The sequence below is a fragment of the Bowmanella denitrificans genome (assembly GCF_002887595.1).
Taxonomy (GTDB): domain Bacteria; phylum Pseudomonadota; class Gammaproteobacteria; order Enterobacterales; family Alteromonadaceae; genus Bowmanella; species Bowmanella denitrificans.
The window spans coordinates 72,203-89,019 of sequence record NZ_PEBU01000008.1; the positions used below are offsets into that span (position 1 = coordinate 72,203).

The 16,817-nt window shown below is 51.3% G+C and carries 15 protein-coding genes; 8 read left to right on the forward strand and 7 right to left on the reverse strand.

All coding sequences use genetic code 11. The annotated features are described in order from the left end of the window. Positions 1-304 precede the first annotated feature (304 nt). Entirely contained in the window at positions 305-670 is a 366-nt protein-coding gene (locus CSR04_RS15170) for a DUF3718 domain-containing protein (protein ID WP_172449377.1), read from the forward strand. 489 nt (positions 671-1,159) lie between these two features. After that, positions 1,160-2,293, forward strand: a complete 1,134-nt coding sequence (locus tag CSR04_RS15175) for a putative manganese transporter (RefSeq protein WP_172449378.1) — start codon at positions 1,160-1,162, stop codon at positions 2,291-2,293. 32 nt (positions 2,294-2,325) lie between these two features. Here CSR04_RS15175 and CSR04_RS15180 read toward each other — a convergent pair whose 3' ends face one another. The 3 genes from CSR04_RS15180 to CSR04_RS15190 are packed head-to-tail and all read right to left on the reverse strand — an operon-like array spanning position 2,326 to position 4,513. Continuing rightward, positions 2,326-2,733, reverse strand: coding sequence for a DUF2753 family protein (locus tag CSR04_RS15180; protein ID WP_172449379.1), 408 nt, complete (start codon positions 2,731-2,733; stop codon positions 2,326-2,328). A gap of 14 nt (positions 2,734-2,747) precedes the next feature. Beyond that, on the reverse strand, positions 2,748-4,127 hold the full coding sequence (locus tag CSR04_RS15185) for a class II fumarate hydratase (RefSeq protein WP_102797157.1): 1,380 nt from the start codon (positions 4,125-4,127) through the stop codon (positions 2,748-2,750). A 26-nt stretch (positions 4,128-4,153) separates the two neighbouring features. Then, on the reverse strand, positions 4,154-4,513 hold the full coding sequence (locus CSR04_RS15190; protein WP_102797158.1) for a hypothetical protein: 360 nt from the start codon (positions 4,511-4,513) through the stop codon (positions 4,154-4,156). A 417-nt stretch (positions 4,514-4,930) separates the two neighbouring features. On the opposite strand from CSR04_RS15190, the gene CSR04_RS15200 reads away from it, so the two are divergent. The 4 genes from CSR04_RS15200 (at position 4,931) to CSR04_RS15215 (ending at position 8,283) form a co-directional block, all read left to right on the forward strand. Then, positions 4,931-5,761: a MipA/OmpV family protein gene (locus CSR04_RS15200; protein ID WP_172449380.1), complete on the forward strand. Its 831-nt coding sequence runs from the start codon at positions 4,931-4,933 to the stop codon at positions 5,759-5,761. Then, on the forward strand, positions 5,751-6,131 hold the full coding sequence (locus CSR04_RS15205) for a DUF3019 domain-containing protein (protein WP_172449381.1): 381 nt from the start codon (positions 5,751-5,753) through the stop codon (positions 6,129-6,131). The genes CSR04_RS15200 and CSR04_RS15205 overlap by 11 nt, the downstream gene beginning before the upstream one ends. 11 nt (positions 6,132-6,142) lie before the next feature. After that, positions 6,143-6,841 carry a response regulator gene (locus CSR04_RS15210; protein ID WP_102797162.1) on the forward strand — a complete coding sequence of 233 codons (699 nt, stop codon included), beginning with the start codon at positions 6,143-6,145 and terminating at the stop codon, positions 6,839-6,841. 161 nt (positions 6,842-7,002) lie between these two features. After that, positions 7,003-8,283, forward strand: coding sequence for a sensor histidine kinase (locus tag CSR04_RS15215; RefSeq protein ID WP_102797163.1), 1,281 nt, complete (start codon positions 7,003-7,005; stop codon positions 8,281-8,283). A 16-nt stretch (positions 8,284-8,299) separates the two neighbouring features. On the opposite strand, the gene CSR04_RS15220 is transcribed toward CSR04_RS15215, so the two are convergent. After that, positions 8,300-9,148: a peptidylprolyl isomerase gene (locus CSR04_RS15220; protein ID WP_102797164.1), complete on the reverse strand. Its 849-nt coding sequence runs from the start codon at positions 9,146-9,148 to the stop codon at positions 8,300-8,302. An 80-nt stretch (positions 9,149-9,228) separates the two neighbouring features. Here CSR04_RS15220 and CSR04_RS15225 point away from each other — a divergent pair, with 80 nt between their 5' ends. Then, complete coding sequence (locus CSR04_RS15225) at positions 9,229-11,262, forward strand: TonB-dependent receptor (protein ID WP_245921652.1); 2,034 nt, start codon at positions 9,229-9,231, stop codon at positions 11,260-11,262. Here CSR04_RS15225 and CSR04_RS15230 read toward each other — a convergent pair. Together CSR04_RS15230 and CSR04_RS15235 are read right to left on the reverse strand one after the other, a co-directional pair. Then, positions 11,229-12,230: a GGDEF domain-containing protein gene (locus CSR04_RS15230; RefSeq protein WP_172449382.1), complete on the reverse strand. Its 1,002-nt coding sequence runs from the start codon at positions 12,228-12,230 to the stop codon at positions 11,229-11,231. The two genes, CSR04_RS15225 and CSR04_RS15230, sit on opposite strands and share 34 nt — an antisense overlap. Before the next feature lie 64 nt (positions 12,231-12,294). Beyond that, positions 12,295-13,467: a mechanosensitive ion channel protein MscS gene (locus CSR04_RS15235; protein ID WP_102797166.1), complete on the reverse strand. Its 1,173-nt coding sequence runs from the start codon at positions 13,465-13,467 to the stop codon at positions 12,295-12,297. 91 nt (positions 13,468-13,558) lie between these two features. Here CSR04_RS15235 and CSR04_RS15240 point away from each other — a divergent pair, with 91 nt between their 5' ends. Then, complete coding sequence (locus tag CSR04_RS15240; protein WP_102797167.1) at positions 13,559-14,458, forward strand: HAD family hydrolase; 900 nt, start codon at positions 13,559-13,561, stop codon at positions 14,456-14,458. Here the strand turns inward: CSR04_RS15240 and CSR04_RS15245 are convergent. Continuing rightward, a complete protein-coding gene (locus tag CSR04_RS15245) occupies positions 14,455-16,770 on the reverse strand; it encodes a TonB-dependent receptor (protein ID WP_102797168.1) in 2,316 nt (771 codons plus the stop codon). The genes CSR04_RS15240 and CSR04_RS15245 overlap by 4 nt on opposite strands. Between the last annotated feature and the right edge of the window lie 47 nt (positions 16,771-16,817).

Consider the following 16,817-nt stretch of genomic DNA (forward strand, 5'->3'; position numbering starts at 1 on the left):
AAGCATCAGAGGAACAGTTAAATAAATCATCAGTAGTTGCATGGGACACTCCGGTTTTAATTTGCTTCCTGCAGACATTAAAGCCAGCCCTATGCCACTTTTTAAAAAACACATAAACTATTGTATTTAAATGTTTTTTCAACTTTTCCTTGATTTTAGAAGCTGTCCGCGGACAGAAAAAGTGTCCGCTGCGGACACTTTTGTACGCTTGCTTACAATTGCACATAGGTGGTTTACAGCATTTTTCTACGGATTAGCGAAACTTGGATGCGGGCATTGGGCCCCTCCAATAAAGGAACTGATTATGCACCCCCTGAATAAACTGATGTGTGCCACTTTACTGCTTGGTCCGACGGTGGTGTCCGCCAAGACTATTTATGTCGCTGCGGATGACAGTCTGACGAGCAAGCTGTGTGTCAGCGCTGCCACGGATGCGCCGGTGAATTTTCACCTGCAACAAAAACAATCTGGCTTAAAACTTCGTGTTATTTCGGAGAAAGTCAGCTGTAACGGCAGTGCCATAGGCGATTTTGCCTATCAGGCCGGCAATCTTAGGGTAGCCCGACAGCTCAATCGGCTTAACCCACAGGCAACCTATACGGAAATTAAAGATATCGCCGAAGTACCACGAGACAATAAAGTCAGGATTATCCAGGTAAGCGGCGAATAAGCGACTACCCGTTTCAGGGGACGGGCATCGTTATCCGGCCAAACCAGCTGTTCAGGCCTTCACTACCTGGCTGGTTTGGCTACTTTCCATCAGGCGGGCAAAGCCTTGCTTAGCAACAGGCAAAAAGTCATCCGATAATGATACCTGCGCCGGTAAATGGGCTGTAGAGATGCGTCAGCAAGCCTGCTACTCCCGGCCAGTGATAATCAGCAATCGCGGGTGATCCAAATCCCATTCCCGCCAATCCGAAGAAAACCTTGAGGTCTGAAAACACGGCTGGGCCGAAACACAGGTATCCGGCTCTACCCCGTTGGCAAGTTGGCTAAATCAGAACATGAACAAAAACAAAAACACTCAAAGCAATTGACAATCATTCTCATTTGGAGAAATATATCCAAGGTCTCCCATGTTTACTGGTCTACCTTGGGTTGATGCCCTATTTGGTATTTACGGCGAGTTATCTCGCCGTTTTTTTTAGGTGACGACAGTTTGCTCAGACAAGGTGTTAAACAATTTAGTCAACTCACCCAGTTAGCGCCATTCTGGCCAACACGAAGCTGGCGTTTACTGCTGCTGGTCGCATTGACTTTCAGTCTGTTACTGCCAGGACCGCTGGCGGAGTTGATACGCCAGAGCCTGGTGGATGCTTATCTGGGTGTGTCGGTGTTTGTACTGGCAACCCTGTTACTGTTTTACACCATTGAGCAGGGCCTTAAAGTGGATCTGGCAGACCTGCTCAGACAAAATCCCTTATGGCAGGTGCCTGTTGCTACCTTACTGGGCGTACTGCCTGGATGCGGCGGTGCAGTCATGGTCGCCACGGCCTACTCGGCAGGTAAAATATCCATGGGCGCTCTGGTCGCCACACTGACTGCCACTATGGGCGATGCAGCTTTTTTGCTGCTGTTTAATCAGCCTGTTACGGCCCTAAAGGTATTTGCACTGGCCGCTGCCGCCGCCATTATCAGCGGCTACCTGGTGGACACGCTGAACTTATATGCACCGGCCCGCACCAGGCACAGTGACGTGCAAGTTATTGCACCCAGAAAAGCCACGCCCTTCAACTATCTGTATCTGCTACTCGGCATACCGGGATTGTGCTTTGCTATTGCAGGACTGTTGCAATGGCAACCTTCTGTTTTGCTGGCTCAGATTCAGGACAGCATAGCTTTAACGGCACTGTTATTGGGCATGGTAATTTGGTGTCTCTCCCCTGCCACTATCCATTACAACAACAAGCAATCAGCTTTACTGAAAGCCCAGGACGAGACCTTATTTGTCAGTTCCTGGGTGATAGGTGCTTTTGTTCTGTATGCGATTCTTGACCACTTCGGCGGCTTGAATCTGGCAGCGGTTACTGATGCTGGCGCTGTATGGATGCCTATGCTAGGCCTGCTTGTCGGTCTTTTGCCGGGCTGTGGTCCACAAATTCTGCTAACCACTTTGTATCTGCATGGTCAGGTACCTTTTTCAGCCTTACTGGCAAACGCGATCGGCAACGACGGCGATGCGCTATTCCCCACCCTGGCCATCAATGGTAAAGCGGCACTTTGGGCTACTTTGTATAGCGCCGTCCCGGCCCTGCTTTTTGGCTATGGCTGGTACTGGCTGGTAGAAGCCTGACAGGAGCGCAGAAAAAGCGCGGAAAGCGCGCTTTAATGCAAAGACTGAGATGATGTGGGAAATGGCACCAGACAATCCTGACCATCCCCATACTGGCGGTAATGCTCCACCAAGGCCTGATATGTCTTGGTAACCCCCCAATTCAGCGCCTGTGCCATCGCCTGGTTATTGCCGTTGTGGCGCATGGCAGACAAAACAAATTCATGCACCTTGCGCAACTGGCCTTCCGCCAGCTTCGGCTCCGCCTCTCGGCTGTAGAGATCGGCCAGATTATGGTAACTGACCACCAGCGCCGTCACAGCCGCCTTAGCGTCACATTCCTCATCCAGCAACTGTTCCGCTTCGGCAATAGCACGCTGGTAATGGGCAATGGCTGCCCATAACTGGCGATCCGCCAGGCAATCATTACCTGCCATGATATGGCTTTGCCACCTTTCCATGCAGGCCACCATAATCAGATTCCTCCGTCTGTCAGCTTGACCGGGTTTAACAAGCGCTGTAGCTCTTCGCGGGACAAATCGGTCTGCTCCTCGGCCACATCAACTATGGGTCGTTGCTGCTGGTATGCCTGTTTGGCAATGTCAGCGGCTTTCAGATAGCCGATCACCGGATTAAGCGCCGTGACCAGAATAGGATTGCGATGCAGTGCCTGTTCCAGACGCTCGCCGTTGACGGTAAAACCGGCAATGGCTTTATCGGCCAGATGCGTGGCACTGCTGCTAAGCAAGGCCAGGCTATCCAGCAAGTTGGCCGCAATCATAGGCAGCATGACATTTAACTCAAAATTACCGGACTGCCCGCCAATCCCTATGGCCACATCATTGCCCATGACCTGCGCTGCGGCCATAGCGACGGCTTCAGGGATTACCGGGTTAACCTTACCGGGCATAATGGACGAACCTGGCTGCAGAGCGGGCAGACTAATCTCGCCAAGCCCGGCCAATGGACCGGAGTTCATCCAGCGTAGATCATTGGCAATCTTCATCAGACTCACCGCTGTGGTTTTAGCCGCCCCCGAGAGCGCGACAGCGGTATCCTGGGTAGCAATCAGGGCAAACAGGTTATCGCCTGGTTTAAACAGCAACCCGGATGTCTGACTAAGGTGTTCACAGAACAGCCGGGCAAAGTTTACATGGGCGTTAACCCCGGTTCCTACTGCTGTGCCTCCCTGGGCCACCTGCAAAAGCTCAGGCAGGAGCCCTTGCAACTGACGGATATTTTGTTGGATTTGCGCCTGCCAGCCGCCCAGGGTTTGATCCAGCCGAACCGGCATGGCGTCCATTAAATGGGTGCGCCCCGTCTTGCAATAGCCTTTGACCTGTCCGGCTTTTTCCTCCAGTACCCTGCTGAGATGTTGCAGTGCTGGCAGCAACTCGCCATGTACCGCCAAAGCGGCACTGACGTGAATAGTAGTGGGAATGACATCATTGCTGCTTTGGCTGCAATTAACATGATCATTGGCACTGATAGTTTCACCCAGCTTGTCAGACGCCAGTTTGGCAATCACCTCGTTGGCATTCATATTGGTACTGGTACCCGAGCCGGTTTGAAACACATCTACGGGGAAGTGTTGCCTCAAATCACGGTCTTGCTGCAAGCTGTCACAGACTTCGCAGATGGTATCGGCAATCCTGGCGGGCAGGGTGTCCAGCGCTTTATTGGCTTTGGCGGCAGCGGCTTTCACCTGCAGCAACGCGCGAATAAAGGCAGGCGGCATGGTGCGCTGGCTGATATTGAAGTTGTTCACCGCGCGCTGGGTTTGCGCGCCGTACAAGGCATCTGCAGGAACCTGCAGTTCGCCCATACTGTCTTTTTCCATGCGGGTTTGTTTCATCATAACTCCCTGGTTGACTATCCGGGTCAGGCTCCGGACAAAAAATAATGGCTGAGCAGGCGCAATTCGCAGATTAAATGACTATCCTGGCGGCGTTCATGATCTGAGCGCGCCAGACTCTGTAACGCCAGCAGCGGTTGGTGTATCTGGTCGAGGCACAAATGTCGCCAGTGCAGGTCGATACAGTCGTCGCACAAGGTATCGAGCAACAAGCGCACCGCCTGGCGGTGAAAACGACGCTTCACCTGCCGGCTGGCATGACTGTCGGCCAGCATGCAATTTTGCTGCAGATAATTATAGAGTAGCGCCGGATTATCCGGTTGCAGGGCATATCTGACATTCGCCCGTTGACTGAAATAGCCTAGTTTGTCTGACAGTGTTTTCATACCCACAACATGATAATAGTTCTCGTTTGCATTATTTGCTTATTGATCACTACTGTCAAGGCAAGGTGTAATGCGGCTATGTACACTGTAAGTGTGCTACTGGACGGGGGCAGAAAATCTAACTGAATAAATGGCAAGCAACACGATTATGCTAAAAAACATTAAAATTCAAGTATTTGACATTTTTTTAATTTTTATTATTGCGAATCATTATCATTTTGTGCAAACTACAAATGCACTACACACCCAAGTCTACTGGTCTTTCTTGGGATTCTTACCGGGCGGGTTCTCCATGGCCCGCCCGGGTTTTTCTTTTACAATTTCCCTACAAATTTGACTGAACTCTCTCTCCCTATCCAATCCAGCTTTGATACAATCCGCAGCGATAATTACCTAGGCAACACGGGAACCACAGCATTGATAAGGAAAACCGCCGCAGCATTATTGCTGGCTTGCCTTGCCTTGCCCGTGCTGGCCGATGACAAGTCTGAAAGTGAAAGCAACTGGAACTGGCAAGTCTCCCTGGGCTTATCTGCCTGGCAGGAAAAATCGCTGCTTAAAGACGCGCCGGGTAACAGTGCCCTGCCCGTATTACCCACATTGCAGTTTGACGTCAGCTATAAAAATTTCTTCCTAGAAACCCCCAGTCGTCGAATTAGTAGCTTAAGCAGCTATGCCTTGTGGGGTTACCATATTTATCAGGATGAAGTCTGGCAGGTGGATGCCATCTGGGGCTCCTATATGCCGTTTCTGGATGAATCCGGCTATACGCAGCACGGCTTTGACGTTAATGAAGCGCTGCGCGGTATCAGTGAACGCCAATCTGACGGCAGTATTGGCGTTCGTTTACAGCGCTTCGAAGACAATCAGCACTTCTCGGTAGAGTTAGTCAGAGACTTAGACAACGCCTACCGGGATTTCCTGCTGCAAACCTATTACAACTATATTATTCAGGCACGTAACTGGGATATCCAGTTAACCCTGGGGTTGAATCTCTACAGCAGTGCGCTGGTGGATTACTATTTTGGGATTCGCCCTCATGAAGTTACCCCGGACAGACCGCTCTACAAAGGAAAAGCGGCATACCGACTGCACTTGGGGGTATCCACCCTCTATCCCATTAATGAAGACTGGTTGCTGGAACTCGGTTTTGGCATGAATCATTACAGTAAAGGCGTGTCCGACAGCCCTATTGTTGAGAGCAGTCTGGAAGCCCTTGGCATGGTGAATGTTCGCTATGTTTTTTAAGGGAATTGCACTTTTACTGTTGTTGCTAGGCCTGCCAGCAGCGGCTCAGGAAGGACCATCGGACAGGCAGTTTTTGATATCACCGGATACCTGTGTAGCCATTAACAAAGGGCGAACCTGCTATACCCAAGTGAGCATAGAATGGCAACTTCCGGAACATGGCGATTATTGTTTGTTCTTAGAAGGCCAAGGTACGCCCCTGGCTTGCTGGAAAAATCGTCGCAGTGGCCAATGGCAGTTTGAGTTCGCGTCAGCCACCAGTATTCAGGTGCTGTTAAAACGTCAGGATACCATCATGCTAAGCAAGGAAATTCAGGTTAACTGGGTTTATGAATCACAGCGACGCAAACGTAATTGGCGTCTGTTTTAGGAGCGACAAGTATGCAGTTATACGGAAAAATCCTGCTGGTGGAAGACGACGCATCACTGGCCCAATGGGTTCAGGAATACCTGCAGGGGCAAGGCTTTGAAGTTTGCCATGAAGCCCGTGGCGACCAGGCTGTCGCTGTCGCCAAGCAATCTCAGCCAGACCTGATTCTGCTGGATCTGATGCTACCGGGTCTGGACGGTATTTCCGTGTGCAAAGAAATCCGACGCACTAGTCAGGTTCCCATTATTATGCTCACCGCTCAGGGTGAAGAGCTGGATGAAGTGATTGGTCTGGAAGTGGGTGCCAACGACTATCTGGTAAAACCCATCAGACCAAGAGCTTTGCTGGCGCGAATTAAAGGTCAGTTGCAACGCACCGAGACCACCAGCAAGGCTGATAACCTGATGGAATTTGGCCGCTTGCATCTGAATCTGGATGCCAACCGCGCCGTACTGGACAATCAGGAAATAGACCTTTCCAGCAATGAGTTTGCTATGCTCTGGTACCTGGCGCAAAACGCCGGGCGCATTATCAACCGGGATGAAGCCTTTCGTCAGTTGAAAGGTCGTGAATACGATGGCCTGGATCGCTGGTTTGATGTGATGATTTCGGTGCTACGCAAAAAATTAGGGGACGATACCGCCTCCCCAAAACGGATAAAAACAGCCTGGGGCAAAGGCTATCTGTTTGTCGCAGATGCCTGGGAATAAAATCCACCCCAAGGTGCACAACTGCCAGTATTTAACTGGCAGGCTATTGCTCCGACAACCGTCCAGACAAGTTCACGCAATTCTTTACAACTTGTCGCCCTGACACAAGGTAATATCAGCAAAATGCATTGCTTTTACCGGGAAAGCCGTCTGGCCCAATCATGAGTCGTATATATATCAGCCTGTTGCTGACCGCCCTGCTAACTTTGTTTTTATTGGGTTGGGGCATCGACAAATGGGTAGAACAGCACAGGGAAAGCCAGCAACCTCAGGATTATCCGCATTTAAGTCAGTTGTTTGCCGATCTAACCAGCAAAGTAGACCAGGGCAATGAGCCAGCCAGTCTGGTTGAGCGTATGAATCAGATTATGCCTCTGCCATTGGCACTGGAGTCCTCATCTAATCTTGCCTTGCCTGCAGATCTGATGGACGAATTGCGGCATCCCGGCGGACTGCTGCTGGAGTCGTCTCAGGGACCTTACTTACTGGCGTCATTACCTTCACATCCGGACTATTTGCTACGTATGACCTTGCCGCCGATGGAACGCATGGATCTGGACCGCGACCTGGCCCTCACCATCGCGCTGTATGGGGGACTGGCCATGATGATGGGCATCTGGTTATTGCCACTTACCCGCCGTTTGTCACTGCTGACCCGCATGGCCCACAGATTTGGTCAGGGAGATTTGCAGGCCAGAGTGCCACGGAGCCGCTTTTCCTACATTCAGGATTTGGAATCCAGCTTTAACCAAATGGCACAGCGTATTGAACAGCTGATTGCGGAAAATCGCTTGCTGGCCAGCAGTCTTTCCCATGATTTGCGTACGCCTATGGCCTGCTTTCGTTTTGGACTGGATGCGGCCCTGGACAGTCAGGACTGCCAGGAGAAAGATCGCTATCTGCAAAGGTTGGAGGGCGATCTGGAACGTATGGAAAACATGGTCTCTGCATTTTTGGATTTTGCCAGCCTGGAGCGTCAGGCCGCCCGCATACAGCCAAAAGCCTTAAACCTCACTCAGCTACTTTGCAGTGCGACAGAGGACAACCGACCACTGGTGGTCAAGCGCGGGTTAACCCTGGAACATCAGACACCGCAGGAAGACTTTTGGATTATGGGCGACGCCATGTGGCTGGGCCGGGCCATCAGCAATATTGTTACTAACGCCACTCGCTATGCACGCAGTCAGATTTTACTCAGATTGATTGCCAGTAGGGACATACTGGAAATCCATATTGAAGACGACGGTCCGGGTATCGATGAGGAAAAACTAAAAGATGTATTTAAACCCTTTGTCAGCCTGGAACTGAATCGTCAGCGTGGGACTTATGGTTTAGGTCTGGCTATTGCAGAACGTGTGGCCAGTTGGCATGGGGGCAGCATCAGTGCCGATCGCAGCCCCCTGCGCGGTGCCCGGTTTATTATTCGCTTACCCCGCCAATAAACCGAAGAGCTATTCGCTAACCCTTAGTTGCCAGTCGCACTTTGGTTGGGTAATAGCAGATATCCAGCTTGCCATTGCCCTTAAAATGAAAAAAGGCATTGTCCATCTTTCTGCCTCTGTCGAGACGCTCGGCCATTGCAGCAGAGTCCTGCTCCTGAACCTGCAATGGCAAATGTTTCTCGACCGGAATATCCGCAGCCACCTGCATAGACAGAATCTTACCTTTCGGCTGGTCAGCGGCAATCACGCCCATATCCACATCCGGATTTCCTCTGGGCAGCGCCTGAAGATGTGGCATGCCCCATAGTACCCGGCCAAAAACGCTCATATTACGGTCCAGATGACGGGGGGCCTGGCCAATCACAATATAGAAATCCGCACTGCCGCTGTTGGCTTCAGTGCTGCGTGCCATGGCCAGGACACCAGGACAATGCACCAACCATTCCTGGCCGTCCGTCACATCGCGGGCGGCAGCAAAACCTTGCAAATAACCAGTCTGGTCAGCAAAAAAGTCCGGCTCTTGTACCAAAGTAAAATTTGCATCCGGTTTAATCGCCCGGCTGAACTCTGCCTGAAGATTCTGTTTATGTTCAGATAAGCGTGTTTCACTAACATCGCCGCCCTGCGCCACAAAACCGTCCACGACCCGATAGAAATCCAGACCGTCATAGTAACCTTCTCGCACCAGACGTTTAAATTGCCTGACATGTTCCGGGGCCATAAAGGGAGCCAATTCCATAACAACCTGCCCCTGCTCCAATTGCAAATAGATGAGGTTCTGCGGATCTGGTGTGCGCCAGCCCTGTTCGGCCTGCACGGCGCAGGTGGCAAGCGCAACTATCAGCGGGACTATCCAGCCTTTCATTTTTATTCTCCTTTAACAGTCGAGCGGTTATCGTGCTGAGTTATGGGGCAGGTTGCAAGCCAGCCATCCCGGATTCAGTTATGATCATGCAACCCTGTTCACAGAATATCTTAGCCTGTATGCGTAGCGCACTGATTTTCATTACATTTCTCCCATTTTATGGTTTCACCAATGAAGTGGAGCGAATTAGTGTTACGGCGCAAGCGCAGGACGACCTAGCCGTTAGCCACAATAGTGTCGAGCAACAGACGCTGCAATTGCTGCGCCCGGTCCATATCAGTGAAGCCCTGGCGTCACAACCGGGTGTATGGATTAGTCGTGGTAACGGTCAGGAGCATCTGACCGCTATCCGCTCCCCCGTCCTGACTGGTGCCGGTGCCTGCGGTGCCTTTTTGGTCAGCGAAGACGGTATTCCCATCCGCGCCAGTGGTTTTTGCAATGCCAATCAGTTGTTTGAACTCAACAGCGAGCAAGCCCAGGCGATAGAGGTGTTTAAGGGCCCGGGCAGCAGCTGGTTTGGCGCCAATGCCCAGCACGGCATTATTAACCTGGTTTCCCGCCCTATTCCGCAAAGCTTTGAAGCACAAACGAGCCTTGAAACCGGTCCAAATCAATATCGACGCGGCAGCTTTGCTCTTGGCAATGAACATGCCATTGCCTATGGCAATGTGGCTGATGATGGCGGATACCAGCAAAGTTCAGGTTATAGCCAATATAAATTAAATCTGGCCTCACAAGGCCAGTTGGGTAACTGGCAATGGCTAGGCCGCCTGGCCATGACCAAGCTGGACCAGCAAACGGCCGGGTACGTCAGCGGACTGGATGCCTACCGGGATGAGACACTGCGCAGACAAAACCCTAACCCGGAAGCGTATCGAAACGCCGAAGCAATACGCATGTCAAGCCGCTTTACCCTGGCCCTGGATGAAGATCGGCAATGGCAATTAACGCCCTACTTGCGCTGGCAGCAAATGGATTTTTTACAACACTATGTACCCTGGCAGGCACAGGAGCAAAATGGCCAGCGCAGCCTTGGTCTGCAAGCCCAATATAGCCATGCTGCCGGTGCATTAAACTGGCTGGCAGGCGTTGATCTGGAACTGACCGATGGCGATTTGCAGGAATATCAGGCGCAGCCTTTTAGCCCAGCTATTCCTGCAGGCCTTCATTATAATTACCATGTTATTGCCACCACGTTGTCACCTTTTATCAACATTAACTGGCACCTGGCGAAAAACTGGCGACTCATTGCCGGGCTCAGGTACGACAAGCAGCAATACGATTATCGCAATCATCTGCCTGACGGCGATGCCTGCGCCGAAGACATCGCAAACTGTCGTTTTGTACGTCCAACCAGCCAGACCGTCAGTTACCCGCAGTGGTCACCTTCCGTTGCCCTGCAATATCAATGGGCGCCAGGGCATCAATGGTATACCCGCGCCAGCCGCGGCTATCGGGCACCTCAGGCTACCGAGCTATTCAGATTGCAAAATGGTCAGCGACTGGCGGAGTTAGACTCAGAACAGTTGAGCAGCCTGGAAAGCGGCGTCAAAGGCAACTGGCAGGGTATCAGTTACAACCTGGATCTTTACTGGATGGACAAACGTCAGGTGATCTTCCAGGATACTGAACGTCAAAATGTCAGTAACGGCCATACCCGGCATCGCGGTCTGGAGCTAACGTTACAGGGCGATATCGGCCAGTCCTGGTACTGGCAGGGTAGCGCCAGCTTGGCTCGCCACACCTATCACAATCAGTTAAAACTGGCGGAGGACAATATTCGTGGTAACCACATGGACACAGCCCCCAGTCAGCAATTCAGCGCCATACTCGGCTGGCAGACTGATTCAGGCAACAAATTGGAACTGCAATGGCAGCATATGGGAAGCTATTATCTTGACCCGCAGAATAGCGCCAGCTATCCGGGACATAGCTTGCTGCACTTGCGCGCTCAGTACGCCCTGAATCAACGCTGGCAGTTGGGAATGCGTCTGCAGAATCTGACTAACCGCGATTATGCAGAACGCGCCGATATTGGATTTGGCCAGTATCGCTATTTTATCGGCTTACCTCGCTCGCTTTATCTGTCCGTGAGCGCCAATTGGTCGTCCTGACCTGCGCAGATACACAGATGGTTCCGACCGCTGTCTTTCGCCCGGTACATCGCCTGATCGGCGCGGCCCAGCCATTGATAACCGGTTTCTCCCGGGTGATATTGCGCAATACCAAGAGAAATCGTCACCTGGCGTTCACTAATATTCGCCTGGGCAATATCCTTACGTAACTCTTCAGCCAGCAAGCCCGCTTCCCTAAGCCCGGTGTTGTCGGTAATAACAACAAACTCCTCACCACCAAAGCGGTACAGGTGATCGCTACGACGAATACGCTTTTCTATCAGTTTGCACACCATCACTAAAATTCTGTCGCCTTCTTCATGACCATAGTTGTCGTTAAACTGCTTAAAGTTATCCAAATCCAGCAGAATCAGGGACATAGGCAGAGGCACACGTTGGAAATGGTAAACCGCCTCCAGCAGTTTTTCTTCAAGCGCGCGCCGGTTACCGGCACCGGTCAGCGGGTCCAGTGTCGCCAGGCTCAACAGTTTTTGCTGCTGCGCTTTGGTGCGCCAGGCAAAAATGCCGGCAAACCCCATGGTCGCCAGCCCAGATAGAATAAATGCGGCCAGATGCAAAACAGCCACTTGCTGCCACAGCAACAGAAAGAGCGCCAGTAGCGCTGTGCCAACCAGGCCCACGGCCAGTTGTGGAGTTAACAGGAAAAACACCGCCAATGCGGCCGGGTAAAACCAGAATAGCTGCTCCGCCCCTCTGAGCATCACGGTCATCACCAGTACCAATTGGCATAAAAAGGCAAATACATGACTCATCAACCACACCCGACCGCTGACATAGACATGCACAAAAACCACCAGCATGGCCACCACAGCAAAACTATCCAGCGCGGCTATCAGCCAGTCACCATTGAATAACCTTAATAGCGCAAAGGGCAAAATAGCCAGCGCCCCCAGCAAGCTGATGCTGAGTAGGATCCATTCTTCAGTGGTTCGCGGCACCTTCGGCATAGATGATCCAATATGGAAAAGTGTCATGGGCGGCGGGTGCAGCAACACCGCCCGGTCCTGCCCCCTATTTCAGGGCAACTTGTACGTCTTCATCCAGTACATCCACATTGTCCAGACGAATATCGGTATTAAAACCAAACAGCTTACCGCTCCAGATAAATACCTGCCAAACCAGCACACCAAAAGGTATGTAACCAAAATACCCCATCAATGGCATTTCCGAGAACAGATGAATGACGTCTACATAAGGAATATTGTAAACCCAAAAGTTTGGATTGGTCGTGCTGGTATGAAAGGCATGACTGCCATGGTTCCAAAATTCCCAGAACAGGCCATTACAGAGTGACGCCACCCCAATTAAAACCCCGGCACTCCAGTCACCTTTGGCAATATCGGTAAAAGGGTTCCAGATGTTCATGCGCATCAGAATACCCGTCATTACGGCAAAGGGGCCTATCCATACCACCCAGAAAAACGGATAAGGCCAGACCACCATTAAGCCAATCAGCACCGTACCGATTAAAATCATTAAATTGCCATTTAACGGCATTTTAGGGCCATTTTTATAGCGGGCCGGCAGCGCAGGAAAGGTGTGGAACAGGTTATACCATTGGAATAACACCGGCGTTACCGTGCTGTAGGTAACCAGAAACTCCAATGCCAACACCGGATAGGGCCAGGGCGCCTGGTCAGCGTCGGGGTAATACCAGTTACCCAACACAAAATAATCATAATATTCAAAATAGGCCCAGCCGCCGATGGACACCAGTGCGGCAATAAATAGCGTGGTGGGCCGACTGGCAAACAACGATCTGCCATTATTGCGATGATAAACAATGCCATCCAGTACCAGAATAAAGCCCCACCATAAGGGCGTAAAAGACCAGTAAACCAGATCACCAAAAGCCGTGGAGTGTGACCACATCAGCCACCAGAAAAACAGGTTTAAAACCAGACCAAACCAAAACCACCAGGGCAACGGCTGCTTGCCGGGTTGCGGCTTGGGTGTGGCTCCCTTAAAACCATATAGCTTGGGAAACAGGATTAAACCGCAGATATACACTGCGCCCGCTCCAACAGCCAGAAAAGCCCATAAATTGAAGCCGGGTGCCTGCTCAATAAATTGTGGCGGAAATACCCCAAAGCCCGGCGGCAAATGGTCGGGATAAATAAACCAGGCTACCGCCAGCGGCACCAGCAGAGTCAGCAATACCGGCCAGATAAGTTGAAATCGCATCAGTTGGCTCCTGCAACATCCTTTTAACATTGCAATCCAGTCTGCCACAGGTATTCTTTTTTCGTCAAAGTCTTCAGGAATAAATTGTTCGATGGACACGCAAAATTATCTGCCTTCCTGGCAACCTGGGTTGGCACGCAACCACATATTGGCATTTCTGGAACGGGTAACCACACCGGATTCACCCGAATTTGTGCCGCCGCAACAACGCATTGCCACCTTTGATAACGACGGCACCCTGTGGCTGGAAAAGCCCAATATTACCGAATTGGTTTTTCTTAAGGATCTGATGCGCTTTGATGAAAAACGTACCTTACCTGTGGGTGCCGGGTTGCGTCAGCGGGTCAAGCACTGGCTGCATCACATTCATGACGAGTTAATTGAAGATGCCAGCCTGTTGTTTAAGGAGTTTCGAGAAGGTATCAGTACCGATGAATACCATAGCTGGGTGGCAGACTGGCTGGATAAAGCCAGGCACCCCAGGTTTGACAAACCTTATACCGAGCTGACTTATCTACCCATGCGTGAAGTCCTGCAACTGTTTGCCGCCCATGGCTTTAAAAATTATCTGGTCTCCGGAGGCAGTTGTTATTTTATTCGCCCCTGGTGCGAAGCGGCCTATGGTATTCCTCCCGAGCAGGTCATCGGCAGCAAACTGATTACCCGCCTGAGTGACAAATCGGGTGGACTGGAAGTGGAAATGGCACCGGTGCCCTGGTTCTTTGATAATGGGCCCGGTAAGGTGCTGGCGATTGAAAGCCAGATTGCCCGACGCCCTATTGCCGCGTTTGGTAACAGCAGTGGTGACATCCAGATGTTGCGCTGGGCTGGCACATCACCAACATCCCTGTGCATGTTGATTGAACACACCGATGATGAAAGGGAATATCGCTATTCCCCGGGTGATGACACGCTGGCGGCAGCCAAAAGCCACGGCTGGACCAAAGTGGATATGCAAAGAGACTGGCGGCAGATCTTCCAACCAGGCTAAAAGTGATAACTCAGCTCCACCCCCAACTGACGGGCTTCACCGCGAAGCTCTGTCACGGCAGAAAGTGCAGCAATAGAGTCAAACTTCAGCTCGTGGTACTGGCGGTTAAATAGATTCTTCGCCCATAGTGCTACTTCCCATTGTGCATTCGGCTGATAAGCTATCCTGCCATGCCACAGACTGTAGCCCTGCTGCTGAAGGTAAGGATTTTCATTTTGATCAAAATAAAAATCGGATTGGTAATCAAAACCTAATTGGCTCAGCAGGCGGCCACCGGCCAGATTGATTTCATATTGGACCAATGCACTGATATTCCACTCAGAAGTAAAAGGCAACTGGGTGCCCGCCACATATAAATCTTCTTCCTGATATTCCCCCAGCTCAGCCTTGGGTAAGTAGCCAATATTCAGGTCCAGCATCAATTGGCTGACTGGTGTATAGGCCAGGCTCAATTCCAGCCCCTGAATACGGGAATCACCGCCATTTTTAAGGACATGATAAGGTACCAGGCCGGTGGTACGATTGATAAATACCTGCTGGTCCTGATAACGATACCAGAACGCTGCCAGGTCAAGATTCATATCCCATTGCGGTAGCTGCAGTCTGGCCCCCACTTCCCAGGCATTGAGACGCTCCGGCGCATATTCAGAATCGACAGCCTGAGCTTCACTACTGGCAAAACCGCCATTGTAACCGCCGCTTTTGTAGCCACGTGAATAGCTGTAGTACAGACTGGTGCGTGAAGAGAGTTTTTGTACCAGAGCCAGTTTGCCCGACCACTCGCGGTCATCCACCTCGCCGCGCAGATCCCAAACGCCTGGAATATAAGCCCCCACCACATCCATATCAGCAATGGCATGGTATTCAGTACTGTCATCGGTAAATCGCAAACCCGCAGTGACAATCCAATCTGGTGACAGGTTATAGTCCAGTTGGCTAAAGACAGAGAACGACTGATTTTCCAGCGTGTTGTGGTAGAAAAACTGCACGGCACCACCTGCGGTTGCAGGATTAGCGCGAAAATCCCTGAATAGATCCAGGTCGTTTTGCTGCTTCAGCTCTTCCTGTAAATAGAACAGACCAGCCATCCAGTGACTGTTTTCCCCCTGCCTGCTGGCGCTTATTTCCTGGCTGAAAAACTGGTTATCCGAGCCCAGACTCCCCTCAATAAAATTGCCCGGACCATCAGAGTCAAACGAATGAAAGCGCTCAAGATCTTTATGTGCGGTAATGGATTTCAAACTCCACCGCTGATTAACCTGCCATTGCCATTGAATACTGGCTCCCCAACTGTCCGTATCATGCCGCTTGTCGGCCGTGTCCGCCTCGGTTTGCCAGAAATCATCGGTAGCCGGCGCAAAACCAAAGCTATCCACGCAGCTACGGCTACCGACCTCATCAGGCAGACAGCGCGCGCCAGTTCCTGAGGCTTTCAGTATCCCCGCACTATATATGGGTTTGGGCGCGCCCTGCCAATCTTCCGAATATAATTTAAACAGCAGGGATGCATTTTCCCATTCGCTGGCCACCAGCAGGCGCACACTGTTTTGTCGCATACCACCGTCCTGGCCGTTGGCATCCAGATTTTGGATGGAATAATCGTAATCCACATGATTAAACGCCAACCGTGCTGCGGTGTTGTCGGCTAAAGGCACGTTGACCGCCCCCTGCAAAGCCCGGTAATCCTGCTCCGCTACAGACGCTCTGGCGTAGCCACTAAACTCGGCCTGTGGCAATACTGATGTGAGTAAAATGGCACCGCCGGTAGTATTGCGGCCGAATAATGTACCCTGTGGCCCACGCAGCACCTCCACCCGTTGGATGTCATATAAAGTAGAATCAAGGAAGTTGGCACCACCACTGACCACCTCATCGGCATAGATAGCAATGGGTGACACTGTAGATGTGTTGTAATCAAACATCCCAATACCACGGATATTGAAGGACGGAGCCGTACCTTCCCCGGCCACTTTGGAGGATTTCATATTGGGCGCCAGTGCCGCCAGTTGCGTGGTATCTTTTATATGCTGACGGGCAATCTGCTCACCATCAATTAATGTCACAGCCACAGCAACGTCTCGAATATCCTGTTGACGTTTCTGGGCATTGACGACTATCACTTCTATTTGGTCTTGTGTCTGTGATGTGGAAGATTGCGCCACCGCTAACTGACTAAAGATCAGGGCTATAGGGGTAACTAAGGGCCTTGTTATAAACATAGGGATCCAACCAACGAAAACCTGGGTTATCGCATTAACGCGGCGCAGTCCTGCCGCAATGCGTTCTTTCGCTTCCGTATGGGTCAGTGGCATTCCAGCCGCTCACCAATCCTTGCTTTTTCCTTGCTAACGAGCCGTTT

Excerpts from the sequence above, each read along its gene's own strand:
- CSR04_RS15170 (WP_172449377.1), top strand. The coding sequence starts at position 305 with ATGCACCCCCTGAATAAACTGATGTGTGCCACTTTACTGCTTGGTCCG.
- CSR04_RS15180 (WP_172449379.1), bottom strand. The coding sequence starts at position 2,733 with ATGGAAAGGTGGCAAAGCCATATCATGGCAGGTAATGATTGCCTGGCG.
- CSR04_RS15185 (WP_102797157.1), bottom strand. The coding sequence starts at position 4,127 with ATGAAACAAACCCGCATGGAAAAAGACAGTATGGGCGAACTGCAGGTT.
- CSR04_RS15190 (WP_102797158.1), bottom strand. The coding sequence starts at position 4,513 with ATGAAAACACTGTCAGACAAACTAGGCTATTTCAGTCAACGGGCGAAT.
- CSR04_RS15205 (WP_172449381.1), top strand. The coding sequence starts at position 5,751 with ATGTTTTTTAAGGGAATTGCACTTTTACTGTTGTTGCTAGGCCTGCCA.
- CSR04_RS15210 (WP_102797162.1), top strand. The coding sequence starts at position 6,143 with ATGCAGTTATACGGAAAAATCCTGCTGGTGGAAGACGACGCATCACTG.
- CSR04_RS15215 (WP_102797163.1), top strand. The coding sequence starts at position 7,003 with ATGAGTCGTATATATATCAGCCTGTTGCTGACCGCCCTGCTAACTTTG.
- CSR04_RS15220 (WP_102797164.1), bottom strand. The coding sequence starts at position 9,148 with ATGAAAGGCTGGATAGTCCCGCTGATAGTTGCGCTTGCCACCTGCGCC.
- CSR04_RS15225 (WP_245921652.1), top strand. The coding sequence starts at position 9,229 with ATGATCATGCAACCCTGTTCACAGAATATCTTAGCCTGTATGCGTAGC.
- CSR04_RS15230 (WP_172449382.1), bottom strand. The coding sequence starts at position 12,230 with ATGCCGAAGGTGCCGCGAACCACTGAAGAATGGATCCTACTCAGCATC.
- CSR04_RS15235 (WP_102797166.1), bottom strand. The coding sequence starts at position 13,467 with ATGCGATTTCAACTTATCTGGCCGGTATTGCTGACTCTGCTGGTGCCG.
- CSR04_RS15240 (WP_102797167.1), top strand. The coding sequence starts at position 13,559 with ATGGACACGCAAAATTATCTGCCTTCCTGGCAACCTGGGTTGGCACGC.
- CSR04_RS15245 (WP_102797168.1), bottom strand. The coding sequence starts at position 16,770 with ATGCCACTGACCCATACGGAAGCGAAAGAACGCATTGCGGCAGGACTG.